The sequence below is a fragment of the Micromonospora sp. CA-244673 genome (assembly GCF_050948395.1).
Taxonomy (GTDB): Bacteria; Actinomycetota; Actinomycetes; order Mycobacteriales; family Micromonosporaceae; genus Micromonospora.
The window spans coordinates 6,091,395-6,106,892 of the sequence record NZ_CP192019.1 but is presented as its reverse complement, the minus strand read 5'-3'; the positions used below and the strand labels follow the sequence as shown (position 1 = coordinate 6,106,892).

The window sequence follows — 15,498 nt, the reverse complement described above, 5'->3', positions numbered from 1 at the left end:
CGTCCTCACTGGGTCGGCTGCTCGGGCATGTTGTTGCCCAGGTTGTCGCGCGGGGTGGTGCCGGTGGCGGTGACGCCCTGGTCGCAGAGCGCCGTCGGGCCCTCCACGGAGGCGTTCACGCGCAGCGTCTTGATGAACTCGTCGATCCGGCCGTCGTCGGCGTTGTCGACCTTGAGCTGGAAGCCCCAGGCCTGGAGCGAGATCGGCTTGTCCAGCCCCTCGAACGGGCTGAGCATCAGCTTCTCCTTGCCCTGCACCTTCTCCTTGAGCTTCGCCACCTGGTCGGCGGGCAGGTCGGGACGGTAGGTGATCCAGACCGTGCCGTGCTCCAGGCTGTGCACCGCGTGCTCGTTGGCGATCGGGGCGTCGTAGACGTCGCCCATGCAGTTCTGCCAGGCCTGGTTGTGCGGGCCGCCGACCGGCGGGAGCACGTCGTACTTGATCGAGCCCGGCTGGTGCTGGCCGCCCTTGACCAGGTCCTTGTCCTTCTTGCGGAAGTCGACGATGCCGTTGATCGCGTCGGCCCGCTTCTGCCAGGGCTGGGCGCCCTGGTAGACCGCCCACGCGCCGACGCCGATGATGCCGACGGCCAGCACGCCGACCGCGACGAAGAGGGCGATCGGACCCCACGCGCGACCCTGGCTCACCTTCACCGGGGTGACCGGCTTGCGGCCCTTGCCGCCGGTCCGCGCCGGGGTGCCCTTGCCGGCACCGGCCTTGCCGCCGGCGGGCTTGTCGGCAGCCGCGGGCCGGCCAGCCGCCGGCTTCTTGCCGGTGCTGACCACGGTCGGGCGGCGTTCCGGGCCGCCCGGGGTGCTGATGCTCATCGTGCCTCGTCAGGTCGGTCGGTCAGGGGAGCCGCGGGGCCGGTTCACATGCTGGGTCGCCGCCGCGGGGACCGAGTCTACCCCCGATAACATGGTTCGGTGACTCCCGCAGAACTCGCCGAGGTCGTCCTCTCCGCAGCCCACGCCGTCTTCGAAGACCGGGGCCTGGATCGCTCCGCGCTGCCCGCGCAGACCACCGTCGAGCGACCCCGCAGCCCCGAGCACGGCGACTACGCCTCGACGCTGGCGCTGCAGCTCAGCAAGAAGGTCGGCGTGCCCCCGCGGGAGCTGGCCGCCGCCCTGGCCGACCAGCTCGGCAAGGCGCCGGGGATCAAGTCGGTGGAGATCGCCGGCCCGGGCTTCCTCAACATCCGGCTCGACGCGGCCGCCGCTGGCCAGCTCGCCAAGGTCATCGTCGAGGCCGGCCCGGCGTACGGCCGCAGCGACGCCCTCGCCGGGCAGCGGATCAACCTGGAGTTCGTCTCGGCGAACCCGACCGGGCCGGTGCACATCGGCGGGGTCCGCTGGGCGGCCGTCGGCGACGCGCTCAGCCGGCTCCTCCGCGCGACCGGCGCCGAGGTGGGCACCGAGTACTACTTCAACGACGCCGGCTCCCAGATCGACCGGTTCGCCCGCTCGCTGCTCGCCGCCGCGCAGGGTCAGCCGGCACCCGAGGACGGCTACGGCGGCGCATACATCGCGGAGATCGCGGCCGAGGTGGTCAAGCGCCGGCCCGAGGTGCTCGACCTCGACGAGGCGGCGGCCCAGGAGGTGTTCCGGGTCGAGGGCGTCCAGCTGATGTTCGCCGAGATCAAGTCCTCCCTGCGCGACTTCGGCGTGGAGTTCGACACCTACTTCAACGAGAAGGACCTGCACGACCGGGGCGAGCTGGACAAGGCGCTCGACCGGCTGCGTGAGCAGGGCCACCTCTACGAGTCCGAGGGCGCCACCTGGCTGCGCACCACCGACTTCGGTGACGACAAGGACCGGGTGCTGCGCAAGTCCAACGGCGAGTGGACCTACTTCGCCGCGGACTGCGCCTACTACCTCGACAAGCGCGAGCGCGGCTTCGAGCGCGTGGTGATCATGCTGGGCGCCGACCACCACGGCTACATCGGCCGGATGAAGGCCATGGCCGCGTGCTTCGGCGACGACCCGGAGCGCAACCTGGAGATCCTCATCGGCCAGCTGGTCAACCTGCTCCGCGACGGCGCCCCGGTCCGGATGAGCAAGCGGGCCGGCACCGTGGTCACCCTGGAGGACCTGGTCGACGCGATCGGCGTGGACGCCTCCCGCTACGCGCTGGCCCGCTACTCCAGCGACTCGCCCATCGACATCGACGTGGAGCTGTGGACCCGGGCCACCCGCGACAACCCGGTCTACTACGTGCAGTACGTGGCCGCCCGCACCGCCAGCGTGGGCCGCAACGCCGCCGAGGTCGGGCTGACCCGGGGCGAGGCCGCCGGCTTCCACGCCGAGCTGCTCGTCCACGAGAAGGAGAACGAGCTGCTCAAGGCCCTCGCCGAGTTCCCCGCCGTGGTGTCCTCGGCGGCCGAGCTGCGCGGGCCGCACCTCGTCGCCCGCTACCTGGAGCGGCTGGCCGGCGCCTACCACCGGTTCTACGACAACTGCCGGATCCTGCCGCGCGGCGACGAGGAGGTCACCGACCTGCACCGGGCTCGGCTCTGGCTCAACGACGCCACCCGGGTGGTCATCGCCAACGGCCTGCGCCTGCTCGGCGTCTCGGCTCCGGAGCGGATGTAATGCGGGCGCACGAGGCCGGTGCCCTGCACGGCGACATCGGCAACCGCGGGCCGGCCTGGCTGCGTACCCCGGTCGACGTCAACGACCTGGTCCCGCAGCTGTGGCCGCGCAACGTGACCCGCGGCGCGGACGGCGCGCTGGCGGTCGCGGGCCTGGACGTCCGCGACCTGGCCGCCGAGTTCGGCACCCCGGTGTACGTGCTGGACGAGGACGACCTGCGCGCGCGCAGCCGCGAGTTCCGGGACGCCTTCCCAGACGCCGACGTCTACTACGCCGGCAAGGCCTTCCTCTGCCGGGCGGTGGTCCGGATGATCGCCGAGGAGGGCCTGTTCCTCGACGTCTGCACCGGGGGCGAGCTGGCCACCGCGCTGTCGGCCGGGATGGAGCCGGCGCGGATCGGCTTCCACGGCAACAACAAGTCCCTGGCCGAGCTGACCCGTGCCGTGGACGCCGGGGTGGGCCGGATCATCGTCGACTCGTTCGCCGAGATCGACCGGCTCACGGCGCTCGCCCGCGAGCGCGGGGTGCGCCCGAAGGTGCTGGTCCGGGTGACCGTCGGCGTGGAGGCGCACACCCACGAGTTCATCGCCACCGCGCACGAGGACCAGAAGTTCGGCTTCTCCCTGGCGGGCGGCGCGGCCGCGGCGGCCGCCTTCAAGATCCTCGACGAGGACGTGCTGGAGCTGCGCGGGCTGCACTCGCACATCGGCTCGCAGATCTTCGACGCCAGCGGCTTCGAGGTCTCGGCCCGCCGGGTGCTCGCCCTCCAGGCGCAGATCCGCGACGCGCGCGGGGTGGAGCTGCCCGAGCTGGACCTGGGCGGCGGCTTCGGCATCGCGTACACGACGCAGGACGACCCGGCCGCGCCGCACGAGCTGGCCAAGCGGCTGCGCAAGATCGTCGACGGGGAGTGCGCGGCGGAGAAGCTGGCCGTCCCGCACCTGTCGATCGAGCCGGGCCGGGCCATCGTCGGGCCGGCCGTGTTCACCCTCTACGAGGTGGGCACCGTCAAGGACGTCGACGGGATCCGCACCTACGTGAGCGTGGACGGGGGGATGAGCGACAACATCCGCACCGCGCTCTACGACGCGTCCTACTCGGCGACCATGGCCAACCGGGCCTCGACCGCCGAGCCGATGCTCGCCCGCGTGGTGGGAAAGCACTGTGAGTCCGGGGACATCGTGGTGAAGGATGAATTCCTGCCCGCCGACGTGCAGCCCGGAGATCTTGTCGCGGTGCCCGGCACCGGGGCCTACTGCCGGAGCATGGCCAGCAACTACAACCATGTCCCGCGGCCCCCGGTCGTCGCCGTCCGTGACGGTCGGGCGCGGCTGATCGTCCGCCGGGAGACCGAAGACGACCTGCTCGCATTGGATGTGGGATGACCTCACCCGTTCGCTTGGCCCTGCTCGGCTGCGGCACGGTCGGCAGCGACGTGGTGCGGCTGCTGCACGAGCAGTCGGCCGACCTCGCCGCCCGGATCGGCGCCCCGCTGGAGATCGCCGGCATCGCCGTCCGGCGGCTCGGCCGGGACCGCGGCGACCTGCCGGTCGACCCCGCCCTGTTCACCACCGACCCGCTCGGCCTGATCAAGCGGGACGACGTGGACGTCGTGGTCGAGGTCGTCGGCGGGATCGAGCCGGCCCGCAGCTGGCTGGTCGAGGCGCTGCGCGCCGGCAAGAGCGTGGTCACCGCCAACAAGGCGCTGCTCGCCGAGGACGGCGCGACGCTGCACGACGCGGCCGCCGAGGGCGGTGCGGACCTCTACTACGAGGCCAGCGTCGCCGGGGCCATCCCGCTGCTGCGCCCGCTGCGCGAGTCGCTGCACGGCGACCGGATCAACCGGGTCACCGGCATCGTCAACGGCACCACCAACTTCATCCTCTCGGCCATGGACGCCACGGGCGCCGGCTTCGCCGAGGCCCTGGAGGAGGCCACCGAACTGGGGTACGCGGAGGCCGACCCGACGGCCGACGTGGAGGGCTTCGACGCCGCCGCGAAGGCCGCCATCCTCGCCTCGCTGGCGTTCCACACCCGGGTCACGGCCGCCGACGTGCACCGCGAGGGCATCACCGAGGTGACCGCCGCCGACGTGGCCAGCGCCAAGGCCATGGGCTGCACCATCAAGCTGCTCTGCATCGCCGCCCGGGGCGTCGACGCGGCCGGGCGCGAGACGGTCAGCGTCCGGGTGCACCCGGCCATGATCCCGCTGGCCCACCCGCTGGCCGGTGTCGGCGACGCGTTCAACGCGGTGTTCGTCGAGGCCGAGGCGGCCGGTCAGCTCATGTTCTACGGCCGGGGCGCGGGCGGCGCGCCGACCGCCAGCGCCGTCCTCGGCGACGTGGTGGCGGTGGCCCGCAACCGCCTCGCCGGGGTGCACGCGGCCAGCGAGTCGGCGTACGCCGACCTGCCGGTGCGGCCCATGGGCGAGGCGCTCACCCGCTACCACATCAGCCTGGACGTGGCCGACCGGCCGGGTGTGCTGGAGGCGGTGGCCGGGGTCTTCGCCCGGCACGAGGTCTCCATCGCCACCGTGCGGCAGGGCCCGGCCGGCGGCGGCTCCGACGCCGAGCTGGTCATCGTGACCCACGTGGCGCCGGACGCCGCGCTCGCCGCCACCGTCCGCGAGCTGCGCGGGCTGGACATCGTCCGCTCGGTGACGAGCGTGCTGCGGGTCGAGGGCGGGGCGTAGCCGACCGTCCCGCCTGATGGTTAACACCAGGTGTGCCGGCGGCCGGTCCGGAAGGCTGGTCCACGCTGGTAGGGGTCCCGCGGCGACCGGGGCGGGCAGAGGCGAGGAGCGCGACATGTGGCGGGGTCTGATCGAGGCGTACCGCGACCGGCTGCCGGTCACCGACGCCACTCCCGTCGTCACCCTGCACGAGGGGAACACGCCGCTGCTGCCGGCGCCGGTGCTTTCCGCCCGGGTCGGCGCCGACGTGTGGCTGAAGGTCGAGGGGGCCAACCCGACCGGCTCGTTCAAGGACCGGGGCATGACGGTCGCCGTCTCCAAGGCCGTCGAGGCCGGTGACAAGGCGATCATCTGCGCCTCCACGGGCAACACCAGCGCCTCCGCCGCCGCGTACGCGGCCCGCGCCGGGATCACCTGCGCGGTGCTCGTGCCGCAGGGCAAGATCGCGCTGGGCAAGCTGGCCCAGGCGCTGGTGCACGGCGCCCGGCTGCTCCAAGTGCAGGGCAACTTCGACGACTGCCTGGCGCTGGCCGGCAAGCTCGCCCAGGACTACCCGGTCGCGCTTGTCAACTCCGTCAACATCGACCGCCTGCACGGGCAGAAGACCGCCGCCTTCGAGATCGTCGAGGCGCTCGGCGACGCGCCCGACATCCACTGCCTGCCGGTGGGCAACGCCGGCAACATCTCCGCCTACTGGATGGGCTACTCGGAGGACCTGCGCGACGGCAACGCCACGAAGGCCCCGAAGATGTACGGCTTCCAGGCGGCCGGCGCGGCGCCGATCGTCACCGGGCAGGTGGTGCCGGAGCCGTCCACCATCGCCACCGCCATCCGGATCGGCAACCCGGCGAGCTGGACCAAGGCCATCGACGCCCGGGACGCGTCCGACGGGCTGATCTCGGCGGTCACCGACCGGGAGATCCTCTTGGCGTACCGGCTGCTGGCCCGCGAGGTCGGGGTCTTCGTCGAGCTGGGCAGCGCGGCCAGCGTGGCCGGCCTGCTCCAGCAGGCCACCGCCGGCCGGGTGCCGGCGGGCGCCACCGTGGTCTGCACGGTGACCGGCCACGGCCTCAAGGACCCGGAGTGGGCCATCTCCACGGCTCCCGCCCCGCTGACGATCGCCAGCGACGCCCTCGCCGCGGCCCGCTCCCTCGACCTGGTCTGACCCGCCCGCGCCGGCCGGAGCGGGCGGCGTCACGCCGGCCGGGGCCAGTGGGTGGGAGCGTGATCGCGTGCGGCAGACTCAAGCCACCCCGTACACCCCTTTCCAGGAGTGGGTAACGCCCATGTCGCTGCTCGCCAGATTCAGTCTCGCCAACCGGGGCCTGATCGCCCTCATCGCGCTGGTGACAGCGGCGTTCGGGGCGTTCGCCGTGCCATCGCTGAAGCAGCAGCTGCTGCCGTCGCTGGAGTTCCCCGCCGCGTTCATCGTGGCGCCGTACCCGGGCGCCGCGCCGGAGATCGTCGAGTCCCAGGTGGCCGAGCCGATCGAGAACAGCCTCCAGGGCATCCCGGGGCTGGAGAAGGTCACCTCCACCTCGCGCGAGGGCTCCGCGACGGTCCAGGTGCAGTACGAGTTCGGCACCGACCTGGACGACGTGGTCAACAAGATGCAGACCGCGCTGAGCCGCATCGACGCCCAGCTGCCCGAGGGCGTCGACCCGCAGGTGATCGCCGGCAGCACCGACGACCTGCCCGCCGTGGTGGTCGCCGCGACCGGAGGCGCCGACGAGCTGGCCCTGGCCGAGAAGCTGCGCGCCACCGTCGTACCCGAGCTGGAGGGGCTGGACGGGGTCCGCACGGTCGACGTGACCGGCGCCCGCGACCAGGTCGTGACGATCGTGCCCGACCCGGCGAAGCTGGCGGCGGCCCGGCTGGCCCCGACCGCGATCGCCCAGGCGCTGAAGACCAACGGCGTGGCGCTGCCGGCCGGCGCGGTGACCGACGGCGGCCGTTCGCTGCCGGTGCAGGTCGGCACCCCGATCCGCACCGTCGACGACCTGCGCGGGATCGTGCTGAGCACCGCCCCCGCCGCACCGGTACGCCTCGGCGACGTGGCCCGGGTGGAGCAGCAGCTCGCCCCGGCCACCGCCTTCACCCGCACGAACGGCAAGCCCAGCCTCGGCATCGCCGTCACCGCCTCGCCCGACGGCAACGCGGTGGCCATCTCGCACGACATCCGGGACCGCCTGGACGACCTGGAGGCCGCCTCCGGCGCCGACCTGACCGTGGTCTTCGACCAGGCCCCGTTCGTCGAGCGGTCCATCGAGAGCCTCACCACCGAGGGCCTGCTCGGCCTGCTCATGGCGGTCGTGGTCATCCTGGTCTTCCTGCTCTCGGTCCGCTCGACGGTCGTGACCGCGGTTTCCATCCCGCTGTCCGTGCTGGTCGCGCTGATCGTGCTGTGGGCCGGCGACTACTCGCTGAACCTGCTCACCCTCGGCGCGCTGACCATCGCCGTCGGCCGGGTGGTCGACGACTCGATCGTCGTGCTGGAGAACATCAAGCGACATCTGGAGTACGGCGAGCCGAAGCGGGACGCCATCCTGGCCGCGGTCCGCGAGGTGGCCGGGGCGGTGACCGCCTCGACCCTCACCACGGTCGCCGTCTTCGCGCCGATCGCCCTGGTGGGCGGCTTCGTGGGGCAGCTCTTCGCGCCGTTCGCGATCACCGTGACGGTGGCCCTGCTCGCCTCGCTGCTGGTCTCCCTGACCGTGATCCCGGTGCTGGCGTACTGGTTCCTCAAGCCGCCGCGTGGCGGGGCCGACGAGGCCGCCGCCCGGCACGCCGCCGCGGAGAAGGAGCTGCGCAGCCCGTTGCAGCGGGGGTACCTGCCGGTGATCGGCTTCGCCACCCGCTCGCGCGGCACCCGCTGGGCGACCGTGGCGCTCGGCCTGCTGGTGCTCTTCGGCACCTTCGGCCTGGCGCAGAAGCTGGAGACCAACTTCCTGGACGACTCCGGCCAGGACACCCTGGCCGTCCAGCAGGAGCTGCCGGCGGGCACCGGGCTGACCGGCACCGACCAGGCGGCCGCCCGGGTGGAGGAGATCCTCCGGCGTACGCCGGGGGTGGAGACGTACCAGGTCAGCGCGGGTGGTGGCGACAACCCGTGGGCGGGCGGCGGCAACGACACCGCCTCCTGGTCGCTGGCGCTCACCGACGACACCGACGCGGCGGAGGTCCGCGAGAAGCTGCGCAAGGAGTTCGACGGGCTCGGCCCGGAGGCCGGCGAGCTGACCTTCGGCGGCGGGCAGAACGCCTCCGCCAACCAGCTCGAGGTGGTCGTGCAGGCCGCCGACCAGGAGACGCTGACCCGCGCGGCCGAGGCCGTCCGGGACGCGATGGCGGGCACGGCGGGCGTCGAGGACGTCACCACCGGCCTGGCCACCCGGGTGCCCCGGGTGGAGGTGACCGTGGACCGCGTCGCCGCGGCGCGGGCCGGGCTCACCGAGGCGGCCGTGGGGCAGGTCGTCGCCCAGGCGTACCGGGGGGCGCCGCTCGGCCAGGTCACCCTGGACGGCACCCCGCAGAACGTGGTGCTGAGCACCGGGGCCCGGCCGCCGCTGAGCGTGGCCGAGCTGCGGGCGCTGCCGGTCGGCCGGGTGACGCTGGACGACATCGCCGACGTCAACCAGGTCGAGGGCCCGCAGCAGGTGACCCGGATCGACGGCGAGCGGAGCGTGTCGGTGACCGGCACGGCGACCGGCTCGAACCTCGGCGCCACCACCCAGGAGCTGCAGAAGAAGCTGGACGCGCTGGACGTGCCGGGTGCGACGTTCGTCATCGGCGGGGTCAGCGCGGACCAGGCCGATGCCTTCGCCGACCTGGGGCTGGCCGTGCTGGCCGCCATCGCGATCGTCTTCCTGATCATGGTGGGCACGTTCCGCAGCCTGACCCAGGCGCTGATCCTGCTGATCTCCGTGCCGTTCGCGGCGACCGGCGCGATCGGGCTGCTGCTGCTCACCGGGACCCCGCTGGGCGTGCCGGCGCTGATCGGCGTGCTCATGCTGGTCGGCATCGTGGTGACCAACGCGATCGTGCTGCTCGACCTGATCAACCAGTACCGGGGTCAGGGCATGGGCGTTGCCGAGGCGGTGGTCGAGGGCGGCCGGCGCCGGCTGCGGCCGATCCTGATGACCGCGGTCGCCACCGTGTTCGCGCTGCTGCCGATGGCGTTCGGCCTGACCGGTGAGGGCGGCTTCATCTCGAAGCCGCTGGCCGTCGTGGTGATCGGGGGTCTGCTCAGCTCGACGCTGCTCACGCTGATCCTGGTGCCGACCCTCTACACGATGGTGGAGCGCACCAAGGAGTCCTTCCGCGAGCGCCGGGCCCGCCGGCGGGGCGGGCCGGCGCCCGCCGAGCGGCCGGCACCGACGCCGGCGCCGGTCCCGGTGACCGTCGGGGGCGGGGAGAGCCGGGCCGAGGACGGGGCCCCGGTCGCCGAGCCGCCGGCCCGCCCGGCGCCGTCGGCCGCGCTGATCGACGGTACGGACCAGTTCGAGGTGCTGCGCCTGCCGAAGAGCCGCCGGTCCCCACTCCCGCCGACGGAGTAACCGCCGGATCCCCGAGAGGTGGCCGTCCCCGCCGGACGGCCACCTCTCCGGTCACGGGGCGGTGGAACGCGCCCCGCGAGCGGTACGGTGAGTGAGCTGACACGCACTGTGAGTGCCAGCCCGTCCCGCCGTGGCGAGGGCGGCCCGGCCGGAGCGGGAGCGGGGCGATGGCGGACGGCGTGGCCCGGTGGGGCAGGCGCAGGGTGCTGCGGCGCACCGCGCTGCTGGCCGGGGGCGCCGCGCTGGGTGTCGCCGCGACCGCGCAGACCACCTGGATCGCCGATCGCCGGCTCCCGCTGGCCGGCGGGCCGGCCAGCGCCACGCTGGGCAGCCGCTACCAGCAGGTCGGCGGCGGCGGGGTCGAGGTCGTCTGGGCGGTCCGCACCGGCGACCCGCTGGTGGCGCTGACGTTCGACGACGGGCCGCAGCCACACTGGACCCCCATGGTGCTGGACACCCTGGCCGAGCACCGGGTGCCGGCCACCTTCTTCCTGGTCGGTGAGCGGGCCCGCCGGCACGCCGCGCTGGTCCGCGACCGGCTGGGCGGGCACGAGGTGGGCAACCACAGTTGGGCGCACCACGACCTGGCCCGGATGGACGCCCACACCGCGTACGACGACCTGCGCCGCAGCCACGAGGCGATCGCGGCGGCCACCGGGGTGGCGCCCCGGCTGCTCCGCCCGCCCTGGGGGCACCTGGGCGGTGCGGTGCTCCACGCCGCCGCCCGGCTCAACTACCGGCTGGTCCTCTGGACGCTCCAGATGGTCGAGGCGGAATACCCGCACGATCCGGCCGGGCACGCCCGGCGGATCGTGGCCGACGTGCGGCCGGGCACCATCCTGCTCGGTCACGACGTCGGCCCCGAGCGTCGGCTGGTCGCCCTCGGCGGCCTGCCCGACATGATCACCGGGCTGCGGGCCCGCGGCTACACCTTCGTCACCGTCTCCGAACTGCTCCGCCGCGCTGCCGCCCTGGGAGCGGCCCGATAGGGTTCCGGCGTGTCACCCACCGTCTCGGTCCTCGTCCGCAACCGCGACTTCCGCAACCTCTTCCTCGCCGAGCTGGTGGTCTTCGGCGCCGACTGGTTCGTCATGGTGCCGCTGCTGGTGCTCCTGCCGGAGTTGACCGGCAGCGGGGTGTGGGGCGCGCTGGTGCTCGCCGTGGACACCGGCATGACCGCCCTGCTGCTCCCGTACACCGGCACCATCGCCGACCGGTTCGACCGCCGGAAGATCATGATGGCGGCCAACCTCGCCGCGCTGGCCGGCATCCTGCTGCTGCTCGGCGTCCGGAGCGCCGGCACCGCCTGGCTGGCCCTGGTGTCGATCGCCGCCGTGGCGGTGGCGAAGGCGTTCTACTCGCCGGCCGCCCAGGCGGCCCTGCCCAATGTGCTCGACCCGGCCGACCTGGCCGCCGGCAACGCGATCGCCGGCTCGGCCTGGGGCACCATGACCGTGGTCGGCGCCTCGCTCGGCGGCATGCTCAGCGCCGCGGCCGGCCCGTACGCCAGCTTCTGGGTGGCGGCGGTCGCCCTGGCCGGGGCGGCGGGCCTGGCCGCGCGGATCCGCCGGCCGTTGCAGGCGCCCCGCGACCCGGCGGCGGTCGTCCCGCGCACCTGGGCGGCGATCCGCGAGGCGCTGGGCTACATCGCGCACCGGCCGCGGGTGCTCGCCCTGGTCACCGTGAAGTCGGCGGTCGGCCTGGGCAACGGCGTGCTGACCGTCTTCCCGCTGCTCGCCGGGCTGTACGGGGTCGGCGCGATCGGCACCGGCCTGCTCTTCGCCTCCCGTGGCGCCGGCGCGCTGGTCGGCCCGATCCTGATGCGCCGGGTGCTCAGCAACCGGGCCTGGCTGCTCACCGGCCTGGCCCTGTCCATGTCCCTCTACGGCCTGGCCTACGTCGGGGTCTCGGTGGTGAGCTGGTTCCCGCTGGTGCTGGTCCTGGTCTTCCTGGCCCACCTGGGCGGCGGCAGCAACTGGGTGCTCTCCAACTACGCCCTCCAGGGCGAGGTGCCGGACCGGTTGCGCGGCCGGGTCTTCGCCACCGACATGATGCTGGCGACGCTGGCCATCTCGGTCAGCCAGCTGGTCGTGGCGCTGGTGGTGGACGCGGTCGACGAGCGTGTCGTGCTGGCCGGCTGCGGCCTGGTCACGGTGGTCTACGCGGTGGGCTGGCGGCTCGCCACCCGGCGGCTGTCGCTCACCGACCCGGTCGAGGAGCAGGAGACCTGCCGCACCCCGTGAGCGGGAGGGCCACCCTTCCCACGGTCCGGGCGATCCGGCGCGCCGTCGGTGGCGGGCCCTAGCATGAGCCCGTGCCGACGATTCTCACCTCCGGCCCGGTCCGGGTCCGGGTGCCCGCGACCAGCGCCAACCTGGGCCCGGGCTTCGATTCGCTCGGGCTGGCCCTCGGGCTGCACGACGACGTGGCGGCCGAGGTGACCGCCGGGGGCGTACGGGTGGCGGTGACCGGGGAGGGCGCCGGCGAGCTGCCCGGCGACGACCGGCACCTGGTGGTGACCGCCATGCGGGCGGCCTTCGACGTGCTCGGCGCGCAGCCGGCCGGTCTGGCGCTGGAATGCGTCAACCGCATCCCGCAGGCGCGCGGCCTCGGGTCCTCCTCGGCGGCCATCGTGGCCGGGGTCCTGCTGGCCCGGGCGCTGGTCGCCGACGGCGCGGAGCGGCTGGACGACGCCGCCGCGCTCCGGCTCGCCTCGGAGCTTGAGGGGCACCCCGACAACGTGGCGCCCTGTCTGCTCGGCGGTTTCACGGTCGCCTGGACGGAGCCGGCCGGCGCCCGGGCGGTCACGCTGCCCGTGGCCGGGGCGGTCCGGCCCACCGTCTTCGTGCCCGGCGAGCGGGGCCTGACCTCGGTCGCCCGGGCGGCGCTGCCGGCCACCGTGCCGCACGGCGACGCGGCGCTGACCGCGGGCCGGGCCGCGCTGCTGGTGCACGCGCTGACCGCCGACCCGGCGCTGCTGCTGCCGGCCACCGTCGACCGGCTGCACCAGGACTACCGGGCCGAGGGGATGCCGGCCACGGCCGCCCTGGTGGCCACGTTGCGTGAGGCCGGTGTGGCGGCTGTGGTCAGTGGGGCGGGCCCGACCGTGCTGGCGTTGTCCCAGGTCCCCGCGGGATTCCAGGCGGGAACAGATTGGCGTCGGTGGGAGTTGCCGATAGACGTCAGCGGTGCCCGGGTCGCCCGGGGTAGACTGGGACACGCCGAGCGGGACCCTGTTGCCGCAGGTCGGAAGAGTTGATTACGCTCTACACCTAGCACAGCCGCGAAGCATGCGATCTCCTGCGGGTCGGCGCACCCCCGAAGCTCTCGGCGGTAAGCCCGTCACCCCTGCCAAAGGCCCACGCCGCGCCGCAGTTTCCACAGGTCGCCGCAGACGGCGAGACCTGCTCACCGATGTTGGTGAGTCGGGAAACCGACCGGCTGCTGTGTCACAGACTCCCGCGACGCGTCCATGCGAGGCGGGTGCACCGAGGCCGCCCGGCCACCTGTTCTTCGACTCCGGGCAGCCCCGGCCTATCGAGGGAAGGAATCCATTGAGCGACACCACCGACGTGACGTCGGATGTTTCCAACGTCGCTGGCGATGCCACCACTGCCGCCCCCACACGCCGTCGGCGCAGCGGCACCGGCCTGTCGGCGATGCTGCTGCCTGAGCTCCAGAGCCTGGCCGCGTCGCTCGGTATCTCCGGTACGGCTCGCATGCGCAAGGGCGAGCTGATCAGCGCGATCACCGAGCGGCAGGGCGGCGCCGCCGCCGGAACCCCTCGACCGCGGGCCGAGGTCGCGGCCGCGGCCGCTCCCGCCCGTGAGGAGGTGCACGCCGAGGTCCGCGAGGAGCGGGCCGAGACCGAGCGTCGCGCCGCCGAGCCGGCGCCGGCCGCCGAGGCGACCGAGGGCCGCACCCGCAGCCGCCGGGGCCGTGCGGCCGCCGCGACCGCCGAGGCGCGGCCGGCCGAGACGCGGGCCGAGGAGGCTCCCGCCGAGACCGGCGAGCGGGCCGAGACCGGCGAGCGGGCGGAGCGCGGTGAGCGTGCCGAGCGCGGTGAGGGCCGGGGCCGTGAGCGTGGCGGCGAGCGGGCCGAGCGCGGCGGCGAGCGGGCCGAGCGTGGCGGCGAGCGGGCCGAGCGTGGCGGCGAGCGGGCCGAGCGTGGCGGTGACCGGGCCGAGCGCGGTGAGCGCGGCGGTGACCGGGCCGAGCGCGGTGACCGGGGCGAGCGCAACGAGCGGGGCGAGCGTGCCGAGCGGGGCGACCGCAACGAGCGGGGCGAGCGCGGTGACCGGGGCGAGCGCAACGAGCGCAACGACCGGGGCGACCGCAACGACCGGGGTCAGCGCGCCGAGCGCAACGACGACGGTGACGACGACGGCGAGGGCGGCGGCCGGCGCGGCCGGCGTAGCCGGTTCCGGGACCGCCGGCGCGGCCGTGGCGACCGCCCCGAGGGCGGCGACGGTGGCGGCCGCGAGCCGCAGGTCGGCGAGGACGACGTGCTCGTCCCGGTGGCCGGCATCATCGACGTGCTCGACAACTACGCCTTCGTCCGGACCACCGGCTACCTGGCCGGCCCGAACGACGTGTACGTGTCGATGTCGCAGATCAAGAAGTACGGCCTGCGCCGCGGTGACGCGATCACCGGCGCGGTCCGGGCCGCCCGTGACGGTGGCAGCGAGCAGCGGCGGGACAAGTACAACCCGCTGGTGCGGCTCGACACCATCAACGGGATGGAGCCGGACGAGGCGAAGCGCCGGCCGGAGTTCTACAAGCTCACTCCGCTGTACCCGCAGGAGCGGCTGCGGCTGGAGACCGAGCCGCACATCCTGACCACCCGGGTCATCGACCTGGTGATGCCGATCGGCAAGGGCCAGCGGGCGCTCATCGTCTCGCCGCCGAAGGCGGGTAAGACGATGGTGCTGCAGGCGATCGCGAACGCGATCACCCGCAACAACCCGGAGTGCCACCTCATGGTGGTGCTGGTCGACGAGCGGCCGGAGGAGGTCACCGACATGCAGCGGTCGGTGAAGGGCGAGGTCATCGCGGCCACGTTCGACCGTCCGCCGCAGGACCACACCACGGTGGCGGAGCTGGCGATCGAGCGGGCGAAGCGCCTCGTCGAGCTGGGCCACGACGTGGTCGTGCTGCTCGACTCGGTGACCCGGCTCGGTCGGTCGTACAACCTGGCGGCGCCGGCCAGCGGCCGGATCATGTCGGGTGGTATCGACTCCACCGCGCTCTACCCGCCGAAGCGCTTCCTGGGCGCGGCGCGGAACATCGAGAACGGTGGCTCGCTGACCATCCTCGCGACGGCGCTGGTGGAGACCGGCTCGATGGCCGACACGGTCATCTTCGAGGAGTTCAAGGGCACCGGCAACGCCGAGCTGAAGCTGGACCGGAAGATTGCCGACAAGCGGGTCTTCCCGGCCATCGACATCAACCCCTCCGGCACCCGCAAGGAGGAGGTCCTGCTCGCGCCGGAGGAGCTGGCGATCATCCACAAGCTCCGCAAGGTGCTGCACTCGCTGGACTCGCAGGCGGCGCTCGACCTCCTGCTGGACCGGCTCAAGCAGTCCCGCACGAACATCGAGTTCCTGATGCAGATCGCGAAGTCCACCCCGGGCGAGTGACCTGAGGAGTTCCGGAGAGGGGC

General features: G+C 73.8%; 10 protein-coding genes. 9 read left to right on the top strand and 1 reads right to left on the bottom strand.

What is annotated here, in order from left to right; translation table 11 throughout:
• Positions 1 to 5 precede the first annotated feature (5 nt).
• Positions 6 to 827 (bottom strand): DUF3105 domain-containing protein, encoded by an 822-nt coding sequence (locus ACQP12_RS27960; RefSeq protein ID WP_433283202.1) that lies wholly within the window; start codon positions 825 to 827, stop codon positions 6 to 8.
• 99 nt (positions 828 to 926) lie between these two features.
• Here ACQP12_RS27960 and argS point away from each other — a divergent pair, with 99 nt between their 5' ends.
• From argS to rho, 9 genes are all read left to right on the top strand, one after another.
• Positions 927 to 2,591, top strand: coding sequence for an arginine--tRNA ligase (gene argS, locus ACQP12_RS27955; RefSeq protein WP_433283201.1), 1,665 nt, complete (start codon positions 927 to 929; stop codon positions 2,589 to 2,591).
• Positions 2,591 to 3,976: a diaminopimelate decarboxylase gene (lysA, locus tag ACQP12_RS27950; protein WP_433283199.1), complete on the top strand. Its 1,386-nt coding sequence runs from the start codon at positions 2,591 to 2,593 to the stop codon at positions 3,974 to 3,976. The genes argS and lysA overlap by 1 nt, the downstream gene beginning before the upstream one ends.
• Entirely contained in the window at positions 3,973 to 5,283 is a 1,311-nt protein-coding gene (locus ACQP12_RS27945) for a homoserine dehydrogenase (protein ID WP_357938198.1), read from the top strand. The genes lysA and ACQP12_RS27945 overlap by 4 nt, the downstream gene beginning before the upstream one ends.
• A 115-nt stretch (positions 5,284 to 5,398) precedes the next feature.
• Positions 5,399 to 6,448, top strand: a complete 1,050-nt coding sequence (gene thrC, locus ACQP12_RS27940) for a threonine synthase (protein WP_433283198.1) — start codon at positions 5,399 to 5,401, stop codon at positions 6,446 to 6,448.
• A gap of 121 nt (positions 6,449 to 6,569) precedes the next feature.
• Positions 6,570 to 9,836, top strand: a complete 3,267-nt coding sequence (locus ACQP12_RS27935) for an efflux RND transporter permease subunit (protein ID WP_433289492.1) — start codon at positions 6,570 to 6,572, stop codon at positions 9,834 to 9,836.
• Positions 9,837 to 10,003: 167 nt separating this feature from the next.
• The gene (locus ACQP12_RS27930) at positions 10,004 to 10,825 is read left to right on the top strand and encodes a polysaccharide deacetylase family protein (protein ID WP_357938194.1); all 822 of its coding nucleotides are present in this window, start codon (positions 10,004 to 10,006) and stop codon (positions 10,823 to 10,825) included.
• A 9-nt stretch (positions 10,826 to 10,834) separates the two neighbouring features.
• Complete coding sequence (locus ACQP12_RS27925; RefSeq protein ID WP_357938192.1) at positions 10,835 to 12,079, top strand: MFS transporter; 1,245 nt, start codon at positions 10,835 to 10,837, stop codon at positions 12,077 to 12,079.
• Positions 12,080 to 12,150: 71 nt separating this feature from the next.
• Positions 12,151 to 13,095 (top strand): homoserine kinase, encoded by a 945-nt coding sequence (gene thrB / locus ACQP12_RS27920; protein ID WP_433283197.1) that lies wholly within the window; start codon positions 12,151 to 12,153, stop codon positions 13,093 to 13,095.
• Between the two features lie 295 nt (positions 13,096 to 13,390).
• Positions 13,391 to 15,475: a transcription termination factor Rho gene (gene rho, locus ACQP12_RS27915; protein ID WP_433283196.1), complete on the top strand. Its 2,085-nt coding sequence runs from the start codon at positions 13,391 to 13,393 to the stop codon at positions 15,473 to 15,475.
• Positions 15,476 to 15,498 lie beyond the last annotated feature (23 nt).

What these genes read in the sequence shown, in the direction of transcription:
- ACQP12_RS27960 (WP_433283202.1), bottom strand. Translation starts at nt 827, where the DNA reads ATGAGCATCAGCACCCCGGGCGGCCCGGAACGCCGCCCGACCGTGGTC.
- lysA (WP_433283199.1), top strand. Translation starts at nt 2,591, where the DNA reads ATGCGGGCGCACGAGGCCGGTGCCCTGCACGGCGACATCGGCAACCGC.
- ACQP12_RS27945 (WP_357938198.1), top strand. Translation starts at nt 3,973, where the DNA reads ATGACCTCACCCGTTCGCTTGGCCCTGCTCGGCTGCGGCACGGTCGGC.
- thrC (WP_433283198.1), top strand. Translation starts at nt 5,399, where the DNA reads ATGTGGCGGGGTCTGATCGAGGCGTACCGCGACCGGCTGCCGGTCACC.
- ACQP12_RS27935 (WP_433289492.1), top strand. Translation starts at nt 6,570, where the DNA reads ATGTCGCTGCTCGCCAGATTCAGTCTCGCCAACCGGGGCCTGATCGCC.
- ACQP12_RS27930 (WP_357938194.1), top strand. Translation starts at nt 10,004, where the DNA reads ATGGCGGACGGCGTGGCCCGGTGGGGCAGGCGCAGGGTGCTGCGGCGC.